The sequence below is a fragment of the Burkholderia sp. JPY481 genome, from assembly GCF_038900515.1.
In the GTDB taxonomy this organism is placed as follows: Bacteria; Pseudomonadota; Gammaproteobacteria; order Burkholderiales; family Burkholderiaceae; genus Paraburkholderia; species Paraburkholderia youngii.
The window spans coordinates 660,747-679,488 of the sequence record NZ_JAYMRT010000002.1; the positions used below are offsets into that span (position 1 = coordinate 660,747).

The window sequence follows — 18,742 nt, forward strand, 5'->3', positions numbered from 1 at the left end:
CATGACAGCCATTGAATCTGAACGCGTCGTGCGCATCGGCGCGGGCGCGGGCTACTCGGGCGACCGCATCGAACCCGCGCTCGAACTCGCGGAACACGGCCAGCTCGACTATCTGGTCTTCGAATGCCTCGCCGAACGCACGATCGCGATCGCGCAGCAGGCGCGCAGCAAGGACGCGGAGCTCGGCTACGACCCGCTGCTCGAAGCGCGCATGCGCGCGGTGCTGCCCGTCGCGGCGCGCAACGGCGTGCGTATCGTGTCGAACATGGGCGCGGCCAATCCTCGCGCGGCGGCGCGCAGGACCGCACAGATCGCGCGCGAGCTCGGTCTCGGCGGGCTGAGGATTGCCGCCGTCACCGGCGACGACGTGCTCGACGTCGTGCGTGCGGGCGAGTTCCATTTCGTCGAATCGGGCGACGCGGTGGCCGCGTACGAGGACCGGCTGATATCGGCGAATGCGTATCTCGGCGCGAGCGGCATCGTCGACGCGCTCGCGGCCGGCGCGCAGATCGTACTGACCGGGCGCGTCGCCGATCCGTCGCTGTTCGTCGCGCCGCTGGTCCACGAATTCGGCTGGCGCATGGACGACTGGCCGATGCTCGGCCAGGCGACGGTAATCGGCCATCTGCTCGAATGCGCAGGGCAGATCACCGGCGGCTATTTCGCAGACCCCGGCTTCAAGGACGTGCCGAATCTCGCGCGGCTCGGCTTTCCGATCGCCGAAGTTGCGCGGGACGGTTCGGTGGCGATCACGAAGCTCGCGCGAAGTGGCGGGCTCGTGACCGAAGCGACGTGCAAGGAGCAGTTGCTGTACGAGATTCACGATCCTCGTCGCTATCTGCAACCCGACGTGGTCGCCGATTTCTCGCAGGTGCGCGTCGAACAGGAAGCCCCGGACCGTGTGCGCGTCACTGGCGGTGGCGGCACGGAGCGCACCGCGACGCTGAAAGTGTCGGTTGCGTATTTCGACGGCTATATCGGCGAAGGGCAGATTTCGTACGGCGGACCGGGCGCGCTGGCGCGGGCGCGGCTCGCTCTCGATATCGTGCGAGAACGGCTCGCGCTGACCGGTGTAGAGGCGCGCGAACTGCGCTTCGATCTCATCGGCGTGAACGCACTGCATGGCGAGACGGTCGCGGCTGGCCATGGCGAGCCGTACGAAGTGCGCGCGCGGGTGGCGGGGCGCACGGCGTCGCTCGCGGAAGCGGTGCGCATCGGCAACGAGGTCGAGACGCTGTACACGAACGGACCGGCGGGCGGGGGCGGAGTGACGAAGGCGGCGCGCGAGGTGGTCGCCGTGCAATCGGTGCTGCTGCCGCGCGAGCATGCGACGCCGGCTTTCTCGCTAGTGGAGGCTTGAGATGAAACTCCGTGAACTGGCTCATTCGCGCACCGGCGACAAGGGCAATACGCTCAACATCTCGGTGATCTGCTACGACGCGCGGCACTACGAGCGGTTACGCGATGTGTTGACGCCCCAGCGCGTCAGCGCGCATCTGCGGGATGTGGTGCGCGGTGACGTGGTGCGGCACGAGTTGCCGGGCCTTGCCGCGTTCAACTTCGTGCTCGGCGATGCGCTCGGCGGCGGCGTTACGCGTTCGCTCGCGCTCGATGCGCATGGCAAATCGCTGAGTTCGGCGTTGATGGATCTGGACGTGGGGGAGTGAGCGGGTGCTGCTGGCGGTGTGTCGTATTGCGGGGCGGTCGATCGGCCCCGCATGCGGTCACACGCCAGCCTTCGTCAAGTCATGCGCGCGGCGCAGACGTTCGCGGCTGTTGCTCAGATGCATGCGCATCGCGGCGCGCGCGTCGTCGGCGTCCTGACGCTCGATCGCGCGATAGATCATCAAGTGCTCGCCGAGCACGCTGCGCAGTATCTCGATATGGTCGAGCTCGGCGATCTCGGCCGAACCGAGCCGCGTGCGCGGGCTGACCGAGCGGCCGAGTTGGCTCAGCACGTCGAAGAAGTAGCGGTTGCCGCTCGCGCGTGCGATCTGCAGATGGAACTCGATGTCGTGCGCGAGCGTGTCGGTGCTGCCGCGCTCGAGTTCCGACTCGAAGCGGTCGAGCGCGATGCGAATCTGCTTCAGGTTCTGCTCGGTGCGCCGCGATGCCGCGAGCGCGGCCGCGGCCGCTTCGACGTCGATCCGGAACTCGATGATCGCCATTACGTCGAGCATGCTGGTGAGATCGGCGGCGGGAAGCTGCATCGGCTTTTCCGCGGCGGGCGCGAGCACGAACGTGCCGATGCCGTGGCGTGTCTCGACGATCCTCGCTGCCTGAAGACGCGAAATCGCCTCGCGCACCACGGAGCGGCTCACGGACAACTGCTTCATCATCGCGACTTCGGTGGGGATGCGATCGCCTGGCCTCAGCGCCCCGCGGCGAATTTCATCGGAAAGGGTGGCCACCACCTTTTCAGTTAGGCTGCTCATTTTTGTGGCTGGTTGACTGATCCAACAGAGTATTGCACAGGACTGTACTCGATTCTGCCGGGTTCGGCGGCCTCGGTGCGGGCTATTTTTTCCGCGCCGGACGCGGGGTGGAGCGAGGATGAGGCGGGCGGTTGCGCAAGCGCATGAGCTGCTGGTAGGGAGCCGCCATTTAAAGACATCGGACGTCTTAGTCCGAGCTAGATTTCAGAAGTGGTTGTAGCCTTTAAAGCCCTGAATCGGCCGATATCCCAAGGGAATCAATCAACGCGCGCAGGGTAAACACCCAACTGGATCTGGGAAAAATAACGCGGTAGACTGTCGTCAGACAACGTATCAGGCGCATCGGCGGGTCTCGTATCGAACCGTTGCGTCGCGCTGCGTTCCACCAGGCCACATGGCCCACAGGGGAGACAAAACTTGACATCAGTTCTCACTACCGCGCTCGACCCGCTGCAATCAGCGGTCGCGAAGGTGAAGCGCAACGTGTTGCCGCTTTTCCTGATCATGTTCATCGCGAACTACATCGACCGCGTGAACATCGGCTTCGTCAACGCGCACATGAAGACCGATCTCGGCATCGGCGCGGCGGCCTACGGGCTCGGCAGCGGGCTGTTCTTCATCGGCTACGCGCTGTTCGAAGTGCCGTCGAACGTGCTGATGCAGAAGTTCGGCGCGCGCGCGTGGCTCACGCGCATCATGGGCACGTGGGGGCTGGTGGCGGGCGCGATGGCGTTCGTCTGGAACGACACGTCGTTTTACGTGCTGCGGTTCCTGCTCGGCGTCGCCGAGGCGGGCTTCTTTCCCGGCGTCGTCTTTTACTTCACGCAGTGGCTGCCGCAAAAAGAGCGCGGCAAGGCGATGGCGATCTTTCTGTCGGGTTCGGCGCTCGCGTCGGTGCTGTCCGGTCCGATCACCGGTTCGCTGCTGTCGATTCGCGGCCTCGGCCTGCAGGGCTGGCAGTGGATGTTCCTGATCGAAGGCGGGTTCTCGATCGTGCTGTGCGTCGTCAGCTGGTTGCTGCTGAAGTCGCACATCCGCGACGCACACTGGCTCACCGCCGAACAGCAGCGCGTGCTCGAACGATCGATCGCGGCCGAACAGGCTGAACGCGAAGCGCAGGGCGGCGCGCATCTGCCGACGGTGAAGCTGCTGAAGGACCCGCAGATCGCGCTGTTCTGCTTCCTGTACTTCGCGATCCAACTGACGATCTACGCGGCCACTTTCTGGCTGCCGACGATCATCCGCAAGATGGGCGGCCTGTCCGACTTCGAGGTCGGCATGTTCAACGCGATTCCGTGGCTGATCGCGATGGTCGCGATGTATGGCTTCGCTGTGGTGTCGGCGAAATGGCGTCATCAACAGGGCTGGCTCGCGGTCGCGCTCGTCATCGCCGCGGTTGGCCTGTTTGCGTCGACGTCGGGCAACCCGGTGTTCTCGTTCGTCGCGATCTGTTTCTCGGCGATCGGCTTCAAGGCCGCGTCTTCGCTGTTCTGGCCGATTCCGCAGGGCTACCTCGACGCGCGCGTCGCCGCCGGCGTGCTTGCGCTGATCAACTCGCTCGGCAACCTCGGCGGCTTCTTCGCGCCGGCCACGTTCGGCTATCTGCAGCAGCACACGGGCTCGATCACGGGCGGCTTGTACGGCCTCGGCGTCGCGTCGCTGCTCGCGGCAGCGGCCGGCTTCCTGACGCGCAACAAGCCCGGCAATCGCGAGCCTTCGCCCGAGTCGTTGCGCGGCAACGCGCATTGACTACACTGACGGCTCGTATGCGGCCGTCAGTTCTTCTGTATTCGCGTTTTCATCCGGTCCGGTCGAACGCTCACGCAGCGCGCGGCGGCTTCCGCCGGCCGGCTTACTTCATCACACAGGTGCTTTCCCCATGTCCACCAAACCTACCGAATCGAACGCCACGCCGGTCGTCACCGAACTGCGCGTCGTGCCCGTCGCTGGCCGCGACAGCATGCTGATGAATCTGAGCGGCGCGCATGGTCCGTTCTTCACGCGCAACGTCGTGATCCTGCGCGACAGTGCGGGCCATACTGGTGTCGGCGAAGTGCCGGGCGGCGAGAACATCCGCAAGACGATCGACGACGCGCGGCCGTTCGTGGTCGGTCAGTCGATCGGAAATCTGCAGGCGATCCTGAACAAGGTGCGCACGCAATTCGCCGATCGCGACGCGGGCGGCCGCGGCCTGCAGACCTTCGACCTGCGCACGACGATTCACGCGGTCACCGCGCTCGAAGCGGCGCTGCTCGACCTGCTCGGTCAGCATCTCGGCGTGCCCGTCGCGGCACTGCTCGGCGAAGGCCAGCAGCGCGACGAGGTGGAAATGCTCGGCTATCTGTTCTATATCGGCGATCGCAACAAGACCGATTTGCCGTACGCGAACAACTCGGGTGCGCGCGATGACTGGGAGCGTGTGCGCACCGAAGAAGCGATGACGCCGGAAACGGTCGTGCGTCTCGCCGAGGCCGCGAAGGCGCGCTACGGTTTCAACGACTTCAAGCTGAAGGGCGGCGTGCTGCAAGGCGACGCGGAAATCGAAGCGGTGACGGCGCTGGCCGAGCGCTTCCCCGAAGCGCGCGTGACGCTCGACCCGAACGGCGCGTGGTCGCTCGCCGAAGCGGTGCGCCTGTGCCGTGACAAGCACGACGTGCTCGCTTATGCGGAAGATCCGTGCGGCGCGGAGAACGGCTATTCGGGCCGCGAAGTGATGGCCGAGTTCCGCCGCGCGACCGGCCTGCCGACAGCGACCAACATGATCGCGACCGACTGGCGCCAGATGGGTCACGCGATCCAGCTGCAATCGGTCGACATTCCGCTCGCCGATCCGCATTTCTGGACCATGCAGGGCTCGGTGCGCGTCGCGCAGATGTGCAACGACTGGGGCCTCACGTGGGGTTCGCATTCGAACAACCACTTCGACATTTCGCTCGCGATGTTCACGCACGTCGCGGCCGCGGCGCCGGGCAAGATCACCGCGATCGATACGCACTGGATCTGGCAGGACGGTCAGTTCCTGACGCGCGATGCGCTGCAGATCGTCGGCGGCAAGGTCAAGGTGCCGCAGAAGCCGGGTCTCGGCATCGAGCTCGATATGGACGAACTCGAAAAGGCGCACGCGCTGTATCAGCAGCACGGCCTCGGCGCGCGCGACGACGGCGTTGCCATGCAATATCTGATTCCGAACTGGAAGTTCGATAACAAGCGTCCGTGTCTCGTGCGTTAACGACGATTTAACTCAATCGAAAGCCTGGCGGCCTGCACCAACGGTGCGGTCCGCCAGGCTTTTTTGTTTTCCGGCCGTGGCCTTTCTCGTTCGCTTCTCTTCACTCATCAGACGTCCGTGCATGCAGTATAAGTGTTTGTTTTCATTGGCGTAACGTAAACCCTAGTCGTCTGATGACGATTAAATCATTACGATGGCTTCACTGGAGAGCGAATCATGTCCACGTTGAGGTGAGCGTCGGGGACGAGAAGTTTCCAGCCAGGCTTGCACGTCTTTTAGACTCGGGCCCGGAGCAGCAGCAAGCGGAAAACTGGCAATAAATCGAATCGCAGTCCTTCACATTAAAACGACCGATGCGCGTCTCGCGTTTGTGCATATAACAATTGAGGAAAGACATGTCTGTGAAATTCACTCAGAGGAGAACAGCCGCTGCCGCAAGTTTCGTATTCATTCTGGCGGCGTGCGGTGGCAGTGACAGTCCGAACACAACGGCGGCTTCAACGGCAGCCCCGACGCAGACATCCACCATGCCATGGATGAATACGTCACTGTCTCCCGAAGCACGCGCGGCATTGCTTGTCCCAGCCATGGCGCTTGCCGATAAGGAAGAGCAATTGGCCGGTTCGAATCCCGGCATCCTGCCTGAATTGCCGCAGTGCTACGGTGCGCGGCACATTCTCGGCCTGACGAAGTACGCTATTCCGACCTTGCGCATCACCAATGGGCCGGTGGGTATCGGCCAGAACGACTGCGTTTCTCCGTCCGTATCGGGCTTTGCCGCCTATACGGATTCCAGCTCCGCCAAGGCGACCGCTCTGCCTTCAGCCATCGCGATGGCGGCTTCGTTCGATCCTTCCGTCGCGACCCAGTTTGGCAACGTGGTCGGCGTCGAAGGAAGAAACCTGGCTCTGCACGTGTTCGAAGCACCCGGTATGAACTTGGCAAGATTGCCGGTGGGCGGACGCAACTTCGAGTACATGGGCGAGGACCCCTATCTCACCGGCACGATGGGTGTCGCCGAAATCCAGGCCGTGCAAGCCCACGGCATGATCGCAATGGCGAAGCACCTCGTGGCGAATGAGCAGGAAACGAATCGCATGACGATTCAGGAAAGCATCGACGACCAGACGTTGCACGAACTCTATATGCTGCCGTTCGAAATGGCGGTGAAGGCAGGCAACGTCGGCGCCGTCATGTGTTCGTACAACTCGGTGAACGGTTTTTCGATGTGCGAGCAGAAGCACATCCTGTCCGATGTGCTTCGCGGGCAATGGGGCTTCAAGGGCTACGTGCAGTCGGACTTCTTTGCGGCGCACAGTACCGCGCCGACGCTTCTGGCAGGCATGGACAACGAAATGCCGCTGCCACAGAACTGGTCGCCGGCAAACCTGAATGCAGCTTTGGCTTCGGAACAGATTCAGACCTCGGATATCGACAATGCGCTGCTGCGCCGATACACGCAGATGTTCCGCGCGGGCATCTTCGATCGGCCTATTGCTCAGACCGCGATCAACGCGACGGCTGACGGTGCGGTCGCGAAGCAGATCGGTGAACAGTCGGCCGTGCTGCTGCAAAACAACGGGACTTTGCCGCTGAAGAAGACGGTCCGAAACGTCCTCGTGGTCGGCAAGACGACACAGGTCTATGCGCAGCAAGCGGTTGCCGGCGGCAGCTCGGTCGGCCACCCGATGGGTTCGGGCGGCGGCAGCTCCGACGTCGTCGCCTTGTACACCGTGACGCCGGTGCAGGGCATCAAGGACACGCTTGCGAACCTCGGCAATACCGGTGCTCAGGTTCATCTGGCGCTCGTCGACGACAACAATTCGACCGGCACGATCGACGGCGCGGCCGCCACCATCTCCGACGTCACGTCAGCGGCGACCGGCGCCGACGCGGTGATCTTCATGGCCGGCTCCATGTCGGAGGAAGGTGCTGACCAGGCGACCTTTACCGACTCGACGGGCCTGACGCTCGACACCGGCAAGTACCTGAATACGCTCGACTGGTATTCGCCAAAGTCGAGCTCGATCACTACCTCGAGTACCGCAAAGAACAGCAACACGCTCGCGTTGCTGCAGACCATCGTCGCGGCAAACAGCAACACCGTGCTCGTTCTGAAGGACAGCGCCGCCGAAGCGCTCGATTCGTCGATCCTCACCGGCGGGACATCCGCCGCGAGCGCGATTCTCGAAACGTGGTTCCCCGGTCAGGAAGACGGGCATATCGTGGCGGATCTGCTGTGGGGTGTCGCGAATCCGTCCGGCAAGCTACCTGTGACGTTCCCGCAGGTCGGCCAGGGCTTCATGGATTCGATTACGGCTTACCAATACCCGGGTGTGTCGATCAACGGAAGCGCGACGGTCATCTACTCCGAAGCGCTCAATGTCGGCTACCGCTGGTACGACGCGATGGGCAAGACTCCGGCATTCCCGTTCGGTTATGGACTTTCGTACACGACCTTCACGATTACCAATCCGACCGTCAGTACCGGAGCAAACGGCACTTACACGGTTAGCGCGGTCGTGAAGAATACGGGTTCCGTCGCGGGCGCCGAAGTTCCGCAGGTGTACGTTGCGCTGCCGACGTCGGCGGGAGAGCCGCCCAGGCGTCTGGTGGGATTCCAGAAGGTCAGTCTGAATGCGGGCGCAACGCAGACGGTGTCGATCACGATCGATCCCGCCGCGCCGAATCATCCGCTCAGCACCTGGAGTAAGGATGCGCAGCAGTGGACGACGCCGACTGGTTCCTACTCGGTGTATATCGGGAACTCGTCGCGCAGCCTGACTCTCGCCGGAACTATTACCAAATAAAGTCGAATAAAGCGCCAGAGTCTGATCAGATTCGATCCCTGATCGGACCTGGCGTTACACACACCAACCAAAGTGGTCCGCTTAATGAAAGTACTATCACTACGGATGTTGGCACTTGTGCTCGGTGCAACGCTCTCGCTGGCGACGAGTGCGACAGAGAAGCCCTTTGTCACGGTCAATGGCAAACCGGTTTCTCAAGCCGACGCCGATTTGTACGTCGGACAGGCGCATGCGCAAGGATTTTCTGATTCCCCACAATTGACCGACCATGTCCGGGACGAATTGATCCGGCGCGAAGTTCTGTTCCAGCAGGCGCAGAAAACTGGCTTCGACCGCAACCCGGAAGTCGCGGCACGTGCCGAGGCCGCGCGGCAAAGGATTCTCTCGCAGGCGCAGGCGACGTGGGAGATCGAGATCGTCAGAGCGTACATGCAGGACTTTCTGAAAAAGAATCCTGTCAGCGACGATCAATTGAAGGCGATGTACAACGATATGAAAGCAAAGGGCGGAAGCGCGCAATATAAAGTCCGCCATATCCTCGTCAAGGATGAAGGTCAGGCAAAAGACATCATTGCGAAGCTGAACAAGGGAGCGTCATTCGGCGACCTCGCAAAGGAATCGATCGATGCCGACACTCGATACAACGGCGGAGATCTGGGCTGGATAACTTCGAGCAAGGTGGTCAAACCGTTTGCTGACGCGGTTTCGCACTTGCACAAGGGCGAATACACGCGCACGCCGGTCAAGACCGGATACGGTTTTCATGTGATCGAAGTCGATGACACTCGCCCTTTGCAGGTTCCGTCGTTCGAAGACATGAAGCCGATGCTGTACCAGCAGGCGCAAGCGGAACTCGTCGACAGGATGGTGAAGGATCTTAGAGCGAAAGCCACCATTCAGTAAGCGGCCAAATCACGTTCGTCATCCTTGGGATGCGATTGCGAGCCTGATGTGACGACGTCGGGTCTCTTCGTCCAACCCATTCGCTCCCCGGCCTTTCATTCGGATCGGGGAGCTTTTTTTATTTGCCGCTGATATTCCCGCACTCAGCTCTTGCGAAACACCACGTGCGAGATCCGTTGCACCAGCAGCGCGGCCGCGAGCGATGCCACCGCCGTCAGCCACACGCCCATATGAATGGACTGCACGAGCGCATCGCGCGCGCTATCGATCAGCGCGAGCGTATCGAGTCCCGACGTCTTCATGTCCGCGATCAGCTGCGTGCGCGACGCATCGTCGATCAGGATGCGCAGATCCACGAAACGCGGCCGCCATTGCGATGAGGCCGGCTCGCCGAGCACGCTCATCGTGCGCGTGACGACGTCGCGATAGTGATGCTGCACGACCGTCGCGACGATGCTGGTGCCGAGCATGCCGCCGACCATACGGGTCGATTGCAGCAGCGCGGTCGTGATGCCGAAGCGCTCGCGTCCGGCGATCTCCTGGCCGAACACGTTCAGATTGTTCAGGATGAAGCCGAGGCCGATGCCGACGGCGCCCATCGGCAGCACGATGCGCAAGCGCGGCGTATCCGGATTCGCGAAAGCGAGCGCGATCGACGCGAACATCAGCAGCCCGAAACCGATGGTCAGAATGCGCGTGGGCTTCTTCATGTGAATCACGATGCGCGTGTTCAGCAGACTGCCGAGCGCGATGCACGCGGCGATCGGCGTCGCGAGCAAGCCGGCCTGCTGCGGCGACAGACCGAAGCCGCCTTGCAGCAGCAAAGGCGCGAAGAAGATCAGCGAGAACATCACGAAGCCGGACAGCATGCCGAGCGTGAATAGCGTGAATAGCGTGACGAGCTGCGCGTCCTTGAACAGATCGAGCGGAATGATCGGATGCGTGGCGCGCTTTTCGCACTTGAAGAGCGCGACCGCGCCGATCATCACGCACGCACCGAGCACGAGATTGCCCACCGTGAGGCCACTCTTCGGCACCGCTTCGATGAAGGCCTGCAACCCGCCGAGCACGCCCGCGACGAGCCCAGCGCCGAGCCAGTCGATCTTGACTTCGCCGTCCTGCGGCCGCCGGAAGTTCGGCAGATGGATCCAGACGAAATAGAGCGCGGCCGCGCCGACCGGCAGATTGATGAGAAACGTCGAGCGCCAGCCGAGGTGCTCGCTCATCCAGCCGCCGAGCGACGGGCCCGTCGCCGTGCCGATGCCGTAGGTCGCGGCCAGCACGACCTGCCAGCGCACACGGGTACGCGGGTCGGGGAACAGATCGGGAATCGACGCGAACGCGGTGCCGACCATCATGCCGCCGCCGATGCCTTGCAGTCCGCGCGCGATCGCGAGAAACAGCATGCTGTTGGCGAGGCCGCACAACACCGACGCGACCGTGAATGTGATCACCGCGGCGATCACGAAGCGCTTGCGGCCGAAGTAGTCGCCGAGCCGCCCGAACACCGGCACCGTGACGACGGACGCGAGCAGGTACGCGCTCGCGATCCACGCGAAATATTCGAAGCCATGCAACTCGGCGACGATCGACGGCAGCGCGGTGCTGACGACGGTCTGGTCGAGTGCGACCAGCATATTGACGAGACCGATGCCGAGCATCGCGTAAAGCGCGTGGCGAAACGGCAGGGCGGGGGCGGCGGGAGCGGCGGAGGCGGAACTGGCGGCGGGGGCGGTGGAATTCACGGATCGGGCAGAAGGCGGTTCGGGGTGGACGCTGCACGGCGTATCGCGGTCAGGCACCCGGCGATTGTACGCAAGTTGTCTGACGTCTTGAGGATTATACGGGTTTTCCCCTAGTCAAAGCCGTTCATCGCGCGAAAACCACACTGCGACCGACGCTGCCGCGCGCATGCTCTCGCCCGAACGTGGTAAGTTCGCTCGCGGAATATCCGATCGATGTGTTTGAGGAGGACTCATCCTGCGTCACGTCATGGCTTGCCTGCCGAACACAGTCCGCGAAGCCTTGACGACCAGGGGCGGCGTGACAGCGGCCTGGTTAAGTGGCGCGCTGCTGCTCTACGCGCACGGCGCAGGCGCCGTCACCGACATCGATACCGGCACCGGCGCCGCCTCCGCTTCCGGAATCAACGCCGGCTTCGTCTCGCTGTATGGCGTGATCGACACGAGCGTCGAAGTCACCGACCCCGGTTCGGGATGGGTCGCGCGCATGGACTCGGGCGCATATCGCGGTTCGCGCGTCGGGCTGCACGGCGCAGAGCCGCTCGGCGGCGGCAACGCGATCGTGTTCACGCTGGAAAACGGCTTCAGCTCGACCGACGGCAGCCTGCAGGTGCCCGGCTCGATCTTCAATCGCCAGGCATGGATCGGCGCGAGCGGCGGCTGGGGCGAACTGCGCTTCGGCCGTCAGTATTCGCCGATCTATATTCCGTTCAAGGGCGATCTCGACGCGTTCGGCGCCGGCACGATCGCTTCGGGGCTCAACAACCTGTCGAAAATCACCCCATATGCGAACGATGCGCTTGCGTATCTGTCGCCGCGCATTGCCGGCTTTAGCGCGACGCTGATGATGGCGATGCGCGATCCGTCCGAGAAGGACGGCAACGGTATCGACGGCTATTACGTGACCGCGTCGTATCGGTTCGACCAATTGCATCTGCTGTACGCGCGCCAGCAGACCCACGGTGCCGGCGCTCTGCGCGCGAATCTCGGCGGCGCGAACTACGCGTTCGGCAAACTGCGCGTATGGCTGTCCTTCTTCAATGGCGATGGCGGCGCGCCGGTCTATCACGGCGCGGGCGGCTCGCTGTCGGCGCAATACAGCTTCTCGACCAACGCGCGCGCGTCGCTCGGCTATGCGCACGTGCGCGACTACACGACGCCCGGTGGCAGCGCCGACCAGTTCAGCGCGGCATTCGAATACAGCATGTCGCCGACGCTGCTGCTCTACTTCAGCGCCGCGTATCTCGCGAATCACGACGACTCGAGCTTCACGCTGCGCGGCGTCAACGTGACCGGGCTGCCGGTCGCCTATCCGGGTGCGCCTGTGGCGGGTGTTCAATTCGGTGTGATCGAGCGTTTCTAGCGCGGATCGCAATACGTGATTAATTGGTATATGTCGAATGCACTTTAGATGCGACTGCGAATTGACGAGAGAGTCGCGCGAGTCGGAATTGCAAAAGCGTCGCGAATAAAAAAAAGCCGACACAGTGTGTCGGCCTAAAGATTCTGGCATCCGAGGATGATGGCCAGAACCTGAGAGACATGGACCCGCAGAGCAGCCCCAGTGCGGTATTTCGGGCCGCCGCGACGCGGGTCGATCTGCGTCGTACTTTAACGTTAGCTTTCAGCGCGAGAAGATTGAGAGCGCGTTCCGCTGATTGCTCTTCGTTCGAATGCCGATCCAGAAAGCATGGCGTGGAGTATAGCGTCGCCAATCGACTTTGTGGAACCGCACTTCGGCGAATGGGTTAATGAGGTTTTCCGGATGTTTAACGTCGTATGGTTGGATTTACATAATGCGCAGATTCAACCGGAGCACTCCCGCGCGCTGACACGGTTCCGATAGAACAGGAAACGGGGTAGTGGCGCTATGCTAGCGGTTTCGTCTACTCGAGGAGCGACCGATGACCCAACACGCAGGTTCGATGATCACGTTCAACCGTCCCGACGGCAAGCAGCTACAGGGCTATCTCGCGAAGCCGGAAAAAACCGCGGGCGCGCCCGCGATCGTCGTGATCCAGGAATGGTGGGGATTGAACGACCAGATTCGCGGCGTCGCCGATCGCCTCGCGAAAGCCGGCTACTTCGCGCTCGTGCCCGATCTGTATCGCGGCAAGTCGACGGTCGAAGAGGACGAGGCGCACCATCTGATGAGCGGCCTCGATTTCGGCGATGCCGCAACGCAGGACGTGCGCGGCGCGGTCCAGTATCTGCAGCAGCACGCTGCGAAGGTCGGCGTGACCGGCTATTGCATGGGCGGCGCGTTGACGTTCCTCGCGCTGTGCAACGTGCCCGAATTGGCGGCCGGCGTCGTCTGGTATGGCTTCCCGCCGCTCGACTATATCGATGCGTCGAAGATCAAGGTTCCGGTGATGGGCCACTGGGGTACGCAGGACGAGTTCTTCGCCGCCGATACCGTCGACGCGCTCGAAAAGAAACTCACCGACGCGAAGGTCGACATCGAGTTTCATCGTTATCTGGCGCGTCACGCGTTCGCGAACGAAACGGCGGTTGGATCGGGCCGCATTGCGAGGACGCAATACGATCCGGTCTGGGCACAACAGGCCTGGGATCGTACGCTGACGTTCTTTGGCCGCACGCTGTGGAAATGAGTTAGTGAATGGCGGAAGTGGACGGCCGCGCTGTTTATTTGCAGCGCGGCCGTTTTCTTATGCAGCCTGTACCGGGTTTGCGAGGTGCGCTTCAAACCCTGCGTGCTGAATGGCGTTGCCAAGCTGGCGGATGTGGACTGCCTGATTTTGCGCAAACATAGTGTTCCTTATCGGATGCGTCTATCTAGAATTGCATTTGAAAGCAAAGCCAACATAAAATGCTAAACGGTATTGGAATCCTCGGTTAAGTTGTGGACAGCAGCACTTAACTCGGCAGACGGGTGTCAGTTCATTTCGCTGTTCTGGACCTGAAAGCGTCATTCCTCTCGTGGGGAACGGGCGACATCTTCGCTGACATTGTCTGACCGGTCGCGCAGCCGCTAATACAGTTAAGTACCTACCTAATATTCAAGCGAAATTCGCGAGTCCGAGGCAACACGCAGGGCGGCGGGCGTCCGTGGCCAAGGGCCGGCCACGACGTGTCGTTGACGGTTGCGTCGGGATATTCTGAGATATAATACGAAAATGAATACGATTGCGATGCTAGGCCGAGTGACTTCCGGCGAACTTCAGGAACTGGACGGCAGTGATTTCCCGGCTCAGGTGGCGGCAGAGACGCGCAAACTGATCAACCGGGGAGTGCTTGCGCCCGGCTTCCAACTACGACAGTCCGATCTTGCCGAGCGCTTCGGAATTAGCCGAGTGCCCGTGCGTGAGGCGCTGAAACTGCTGGCCGCTGAAGGCATCATTGAACACGATCCGAATCGTGGGTTCTTTGTCGCCCAACTGTCGAGCGACGAGGCACGGCAACTATATCGGATGCGGCAACTGCTCGAAGCCGAATTGCTGATGACCATCGAATGGCCGACGCCTGCGCAGATGAAGCAACTCAAGGCAATGCTCGCGGATCTGGAGCATTTGCTCGGTGCGGGTAATCGCGAAGGCTGGATCGAGCAGCACCGCGCATTCCACGACATGATTTTCGATCTGTCACCGAACAAGGTCCTTAAGCGCGAAGTGCTGCGATTGATGCGATTGACCGATCGCTATCGCGCATTGGCCGCGGATATCTCTGCGAACCCTGAGCACCGCAATGCGAATATCGAGGCGCGGTTGGTGAAGGCGTTGCAGAGTAAGGATAAGGACTTGCTGCTCGCGACCTACGAAAAGGGCCGATCAATTGTTTTGAGCGGATTGATGGCGGTGCTTGCGGCCAGAGAGACCTGAATGATAGAAGGGGCACCCACGGTGCCCCTTTTTTCATCTACAGCCCGTTTCGCGCAACGTGTTTGTCGTTCGACGCCGACTTGAAGACGCCTGCCGAATTGCTAAATTAGTCGGAGCCCCAGTTCGAGATCCAAAGCATGTCGTGGAAATCGACGGCCTTATTGGTTTGAAATTCACCGTAAGAACCCTGCGAATACAGTAGCGGCGTCTTTGCGTCCGTATTAATGGCGGTTCCCAGCACGTGGCCAAAAATTACGGCATGCGTGCCGATTTCGACGATACGTTCGACGCTGCAATCGAAATTCACCATGGCCGTGGCCAACGCCGGGGCGCCGGTCCTAATGCGATTCCATGTGCCTGCCTGGAATTTCTCCTCAGGCGAGATCGGGCGAGAAAATCGTTGTGCCAATTCCTGCTCGCTGCGCGCTAGCACATTGACGACGAAATGACCGGTCGCCTGCACGTGTGCCAACGACGAATTCGCGCGATTGATGCAGACGAGCAGGATAGGGGGCGCCGCACTCACCGAGGTCACGGCGGTTGCTGTCATGCCAGCGAGTGGACCGTCAGCGTCAGAACCGGTGGTAATCAAACATACGTGCCCGGTGAGACTGCGCATGGCGCGCCTAAATTCAGATTCTTCGATGCTCAATTGCGCCCCCAGGTCATCAAAATTTGGTGACACTAAAAGAAACACGGGTGGCGTCCCAAAGACGGCCGCCCGTGAGAGAGACTCGCACCTCTCAGCTGGTTACTGGTCCCAGCCAAAGATACTGAGCGTGCTTTCGCCGGCCTCTAGCCGTTTCAACTGCTGTGCTTCGGCGGCCTCGCGTGCTTCCGACGCTGCGATAGCGGTTGCGACTTGCTCGCGCGGAATGCAGACGACACCATCTTCGTCGCCGACGATCAGGTCACCTGCATTAACGGTTACGTCGTCGAGTCGGATCGGTGCGTTGATCCAGCCACGTGCGCCAAAGTCTTTTCCGGTGCCGCGGATGCAGAGTCCTCGGGCGAAAACTGGGAAGCCGATCTCGGACAGCAGTCGCTGATCACGAACGCACCCGTTAATGACGAGACCTGCAAGCCCGCGAACCTTTGAGGCCGTTGACATGATCTCGCCCCAGTACCCATGCTCATACGCTTCGCTGACCGATACGACCAGCACATCACCCGGCTGCGCTGCGTAGATCGCCCGGTGCAACCACAGGTTGTCGCCGCCCGGCGAATGGACGGTCACAGCAGGGCCACACAGCTTGAAACCCGGTGCCACAGGGTGGATTGCAGCCGGCAGCGCACCGATCTTTCCAGCCGCTTCATGCAGCGTGGCAGACGGCAGTTTGCCAGCCGCCTTGATCAGTTCGGCATTCGGACGTTGAATATCGAGGCGTGTCGTCTCTGCCGGGTTGAAGCGCGGACCGGTCATGCTTTGCTCCCGGTGGTGCGCGTTTGCAATTGATGGTACTTGAACTGCTTGCGCGCTTCGTCGAGGCGCATGCCCGACGCGACTGCTGCACGAATGGCTCTTTCTGCTGCGTCGATTTCTTCCGCAGCGGCGAGCACACGCTCTTCGTGTTCTTTGGGAATCGAAATCACGCCATCGGCATCACCGCGCAGCAGGTCACCTGGGGCAACACGTACGTCGCCGATGTTGACCGGCACATTCGTGGCTTCGACTTGCACGCGATCCTTGCCCGTGCGCATCCAGTTGTCCTTGGAGAACACCGGATAACCGAGCGACAGGCAGAGATGGACGTCGCGGTTGATGCCGTCGATCACCGTGCCGGCAATGCCGCGACGGTGTGCGATTTCAGTCAGGATGTCGCCCCAAACGGTGGCATCGGTGCGACCGCCGTTGTCGAGAACGATCACGCTGCCGGGCGGCACGTCGTCGATGAAGTCGCCGACCGTGCCTGCGGGAGAAGCAGCCGGGCCGTAAAGGATCGTGAATGCACGGCCAGCCATGCGGAAGGACGGATCACGGGGCTTGATACGGCTGCACTGGCCGTTGAGGCCCAGACGATCGAGAGCGTCGCTCAACGTCGCCGTTTCGAGTTTTGCCGCACGTGCGACGTTCTTGTCTTGTTCGATTTCGGACATGACTAATCCTTAAGCATGAATTCGTAGTTGCCGCCCATCACTTCGTGAATGGGGGTACCTGCCAGTACAGCCTTCGCCATCAGAGCTTCACGCGCCACGATCGACTCGGCGGTTTCGATCACGCGTGCAACGTTGGCGGCGCTGATGAAGATCACGGCGCTGCTGTCGGCGATCACATAATCACCAGCTTCGACGGCGGTACCGAAGACCTCGACCGGAACGTTGACGCCTTTCTCGACGATGCGACCGCGGGCAGTGCGGGCGGTGAACGCGTTCGCGAACACCGGCAGATCCATCTCGCGGGATTCGTCGATATCACGGACCGGGCCGTCGGCGATCACGCCAGCGATGCCGCGAACCTTGGCGCCCAACGAGAGGATGCCGCCCCACGAACCGGCTTCGACGCCCGTGCGCTGTTCGACAACGATCACGTCGTCGGCGCCGCCGAGTTCGATAGCGGTGGTCCCGAGGTGACGCGGCGGGCCCGGAGGCGGATCGCCAACACCGAGTTTCATCGTGATCACGCGACCTGCGATCCGGCTGGTGCCCGAAGCCTGCCTCACACCGCTGACGACGCCGCTCAGACCGAGTTTGTCCAGCGCATCCGAGACGGCGCAGCAGTCCAATCGCCGAAGGCGGTGGACGTATTCGTCTTTGCTTTTCATATCTTTGCTAATCCTTATTGCCGGTCCGGCGACTTCCAGTAAACGAAACCCATCGCGTTGCCGGTGCCGGCTTCGCTGCGATAGCACGGCACGTAATCGACCACCGTCATGTCGAAGCCGATTTCGTCCATCACGCCAGCGACCGGAATCCAGTTCTTGATTTCCGACGTGCCTGCCTGGAAGATCGCTTCATCGAGTTCGAAGACCGGCGAGAAATCATGGTTCTTCATTGCGCTCAGGACCAACTGATCGACGCGCTCGTCGATCACGAAGTGCGTCAGACCGCCCGAGGCGATGACGGCAACGCGTGCATCCGTGTCCCACGACTGGATAGCGCGACCGATCGAGCGGCCGAACGCGTGGCAGCGGGCAACGGTCGGTTGATTCGGCGGGTAGAACGTGTTGACGAGCACCGGCACGGTCGGGATCACCTGATCCTTCATCAACTGACGGAACACAAAGCCGAACGCGTGCGGCGTTTCGGTTTCCGACAGACGCTGAAGGGCTGCGACGTCGAACTGATCGTTCATCGCGGTCTTGATGATGTGCTTCGCGAGTTCGGGAACGCCGGAGTAACTCGCGGTATCCGGCATATAGCCAGGCATCGCGTGACGCACGCCCGGGGGCATCGTCTGAAGTTTCGCGTGGCTGATCATGTTGTTCACGATCGTCGGGCCACACATGACGCTGAGTGCGGGGATGCAGTCGGTATCGAAGATCTCCATCTGATCGTTGCCGACGATCACAACGACGTCCGGCTTCGCTTCGGCGAGAACCCGCGCCATCTCTTCGATAGCCGCGAGACACTGGGCGTGCCTGGCTTTCCATACGTCGAGCGTGATCTGGTCCCCGAGGTTCTCGGCACGCCGATAACCGACGAGTTCATCGAAGGACCACTCACGGCCCTCGAAGTGATGCTTACTCAGTCGGTCATCGGGTACACGAGCGCCCCAGGTTTCAGGCGGCGTCACGAGCATGGGACCGTGCGATGTCCCCATTCCCAGTACGATTTTTGCCATGGT

16 protein-coding genes are annotated in these 18,742 nt (G+C 61.7%); 9 read left to right on the forward strand and 7 right to left on the reverse strand.

The genetic code is table 11. The annotated features are described in order from the left end of the window. The first annotated feature begins 1 nt into the window (after position 1). Positions 2–1,360, forward strand: coding sequence for an acyclic terpene utilization AtuA family protein (locus tag VSR82_RS08510; protein ID WP_498857626.1), 1,359 nt, complete (start codon positions 2–4; stop codon positions 1,358–1,360). Between the two features lies 1 nt (position 1,361). Next, a complete protein-coding gene (locus VSR82_RS08515) occupies positions 1,362–1,667 on the forward strand; it encodes an AtuA-related protein (RefSeq protein WP_368585457.1) in 306 nt (101 codons plus the stop codon). 57 nt (positions 1,668–1,724) lie between these two features. Here VSR82_RS08515 and VSR82_RS08520 read toward each other — a convergent pair whose 3' ends face one another. Beyond that, entirely contained in the window at positions 1,725–2,435 is a 711-nt protein-coding gene (locus VSR82_RS08520; RefSeq protein ID WP_429456011.1) for a FadR/GntR family transcriptional regulator, read from the reverse strand. A 417-nt stretch (positions 2,436–2,852) separates the two neighbouring features. Between VSR82_RS08520 and VSR82_RS08525 the strand changes: the two genes are divergently transcribed. The 4 genes from VSR82_RS08525 (at position 2,853) to VSR82_RS08540 (ending at position 9,377) form a co-directional block, all read left to right on the forward strand. Then, positions 2,853–4,184: an MFS transporter gene (locus VSR82_RS08525; protein ID WP_429456010.1), complete on the forward strand. Its 1,332-nt coding sequence runs from the start codon at positions 2,853–2,855 to the stop codon at positions 4,182–4,184. A 130-nt stretch (positions 4,185–4,314) separates the two neighbouring features. Beyond that, complete coding sequence (gene gudD, locus VSR82_RS08530) at positions 4,315–5,664, forward strand: glucarate dehydratase (protein WP_429456009.1); 1,350 nt, start codon at positions 4,315–4,317, stop codon at positions 5,662–5,664. Between the two features lie 536 nt (positions 5,665–6,200). Next, the gene (locus VSR82_RS08535) at positions 6,201–8,474 is read left to right on the forward strand and encodes a beta-glucosidase family protein (protein WP_498857627.1); all 2,274 of its coding nucleotides are present in this window, start codon (positions 6,201–6,203) and stop codon (positions 8,472–8,474) included. 84 nt (positions 8,475–8,558) lie between these two features. Further along, positions 8,559–9,377 (forward strand): peptidylprolyl isomerase, encoded by an 819-nt coding sequence (locus VSR82_RS08540; RefSeq protein ID WP_429456007.1) that lies wholly within the window; start codon positions 8,559–8,561, stop codon positions 9,375–9,377. Positions 9,378–9,520: 143 nt separating this feature from the next. On the opposite strand, the gene VSR82_RS08545 is transcribed toward VSR82_RS08540, so the two are convergent. After that, complete coding sequence (locus VSR82_RS08545; RefSeq protein ID WP_498857648.1) at positions 9,521–11,038, reverse strand: MFS transporter; 1,518 nt, start codon at positions 11,036–11,038, stop codon at positions 9,521–9,523. Positions 11,039–11,369: 331 nt separating this feature from the next. Here VSR82_RS08545 and VSR82_RS08550 point away from each other — a divergent pair, with 331 nt between their 5' ends. From VSR82_RS08550 to VSR82_RS08560, 3 genes are all read left to right on the forward strand, one after another. Continuing rightward, complete coding sequence (locus VSR82_RS08550; RefSeq protein WP_429456006.1) at positions 11,370–12,482, forward strand: porin; 1,113 nt, start codon at positions 11,370–11,372, stop codon at positions 12,480–12,482. Between the two features lie 541 nt (positions 12,483–13,023). After that, on the forward strand, positions 13,024–13,731 hold the full coding sequence (locus VSR82_RS08555; protein ID WP_368585464.1) for a dienelactone hydrolase family protein: 708 nt from the start codon (positions 13,024–13,026) through the stop codon (positions 13,729–13,731). A 525-nt stretch (positions 13,732–14,256) separates the two neighbouring features. Continuing rightward, a complete protein-coding gene (locus VSR82_RS08560; protein WP_368585465.1) occupies positions 14,257–14,958 on the forward strand; it encodes a GntR family transcriptional regulator in 702 nt (233 codons plus the stop codon). 106 nt (positions 14,959–15,064) lie between these two features. Here the strand turns inward: VSR82_RS08560 and VSR82_RS08565 are convergent, their stop codons facing one another. The 5 genes from VSR82_RS08565 to VSR82_RS08585 form a co-directional block, all read right to left on the reverse strand. Beyond that, complete coding sequence (locus VSR82_RS08565) at positions 15,065–15,610, reverse strand: flavin reductase family protein (RefSeq protein ID WP_246391938.1); 546 nt, start codon at positions 15,608–15,610, stop codon at positions 15,065–15,067. 99 nt (positions 15,611–15,709) lie between these two features. Further along, positions 15,710–16,381 (reverse strand): 4-carboxy-4-hydroxy-2-oxoadipate aldolase/oxaloacetate decarboxylase, encoded by a 672-nt coding sequence (locus VSR82_RS08570; RefSeq protein WP_429456005.1) that lies wholly within the window; start codon positions 16,379–16,381, stop codon positions 15,710–15,712. Further along, positions 16,378–17,055 carry an RraA family protein gene (locus tag VSR82_RS08575; protein ID WP_176106756.1) on the reverse strand — a complete coding sequence of 226 codons (678 nt, stop codon included), beginning with the start codon at positions 17,053–17,055 and terminating at the stop codon, positions 16,378–16,380. Before VSR82_RS08575 ends, VSR82_RS08570 begins: the two co-directional genes overlap by 4 nt. A 2-nt stretch (positions 17,056–17,057) precedes the next feature. Beyond that, entirely contained in the window at positions 17,058–17,720 is a 663-nt protein-coding gene (locus tag VSR82_RS08580) for an RraA family protein (protein WP_498857628.1), read from the reverse strand. A gap of 14 nt (positions 17,721–17,734) precedes the next feature. Further along, a complete protein-coding gene (locus VSR82_RS08585; protein ID WP_368585468.1) occupies positions 17,735–18,739 on the reverse strand; it encodes a DODA-type extradiol aromatic ring-opening family dioxygenase in 1,005 nt (334 codons plus the stop codon). Positions 18,740–18,742: the final 3 nt, after the last annotated feature.

What these genes read in the sequence shown, in the direction of transcription:
- VSR82_RS08585 (WP_368585468.1), bottom strand. Translation starts at nt 18,739, where the DNA reads ATGGCAAAAATCGTACTGGGAATGGGGACATCGCACGGTCCCATGCTC.
- VSR82_RS08560 (WP_368585465.1), top strand. Translation starts at nt 14,257, where the DNA reads ATGAATACGATTGCGATGCTAGGCCGAGTGACTTCCGGCGAACTTCAG.
- VSR82_RS08555 (WP_368585464.1), top strand. Translation starts at nt 13,024, where the DNA reads ATGACCCAACACGCAGGTTCGATGATCACGTTCAACCGTCCCGACGGC.
- VSR82_RS08520 (WP_429456011.1), bottom strand. Translation starts at nt 2,435, where the DNA reads ATGAGCAGCCTAACTGAAAAGGTGGTGGCCACCCTTTCCGATGAAATT.
- VSR82_RS08510 (WP_498857626.1), top strand. Translation starts at nt 2, where the DNA reads ATGACAGCCATTGAATCTGAACGCGTCGTGCGCATCGGCGCGGGCGCG.
- VSR82_RS08540 (WP_429456007.1), top strand. Translation starts at nt 8,559, where the DNA reads ATGAAAGTACTATCACTACGGATGTTGGCACTTGTGCTCGGTGCAACG.
- VSR82_RS08575 (WP_176106756.1), bottom strand. Translation starts at nt 17,055, where the DNA reads ATGTCCGAAATCGAACAAGACAAGAACGTCGCACGTGCGGCAAAACTC.
- VSR82_RS08535 (WP_498857627.1), top strand. Translation starts at nt 6,201, where the DNA reads ATGAATACGTCACTGTCTCCCGAAGCACGCGCGGCATTGCTTGTCCCA.
- VSR82_RS08515 (WP_368585457.1), top strand. Translation starts at nt 1,362, where the DNA reads ATGAAACTCCGTGAACTGGCTCATTCGCGCACCGGCGACAAGGGCAAT.
- VSR82_RS08570 (WP_429456005.1), bottom strand. Translation starts at nt 16,381, where the DNA reads ATGACCGGTCCGCGCTTCAACCCGGCAGAGACGACACGCCTCGATATT.
- gudD (WP_429456009.1), top strand. Translation starts at nt 4,315, where the DNA reads ATGTCCACCAAACCTACCGAATCGAACGCCACGCCGGTCGTCACCGAA.
- VSR82_RS08545 (WP_498857648.1), bottom strand. Translation starts at nt 11,038, where the DNA reads ATGCTCGGCATCGGTCTCGTCAATATGCTGGTCGCACTCGACCAGACC.
- VSR82_RS08580 (WP_498857628.1), bottom strand. Translation starts at nt 17,720, where the DNA reads ATGAAAAGCAAAGACGAATACGTCCACCGCCTTCGGCGATTGGACTGC.
- VSR82_RS08550 (WP_429456006.1), top strand. Translation starts at nt 11,370, where the DNA reads ATGGCTTGCCTGCCGAACACAGTCCGCGAAGCCTTGACGACCAGGGGC.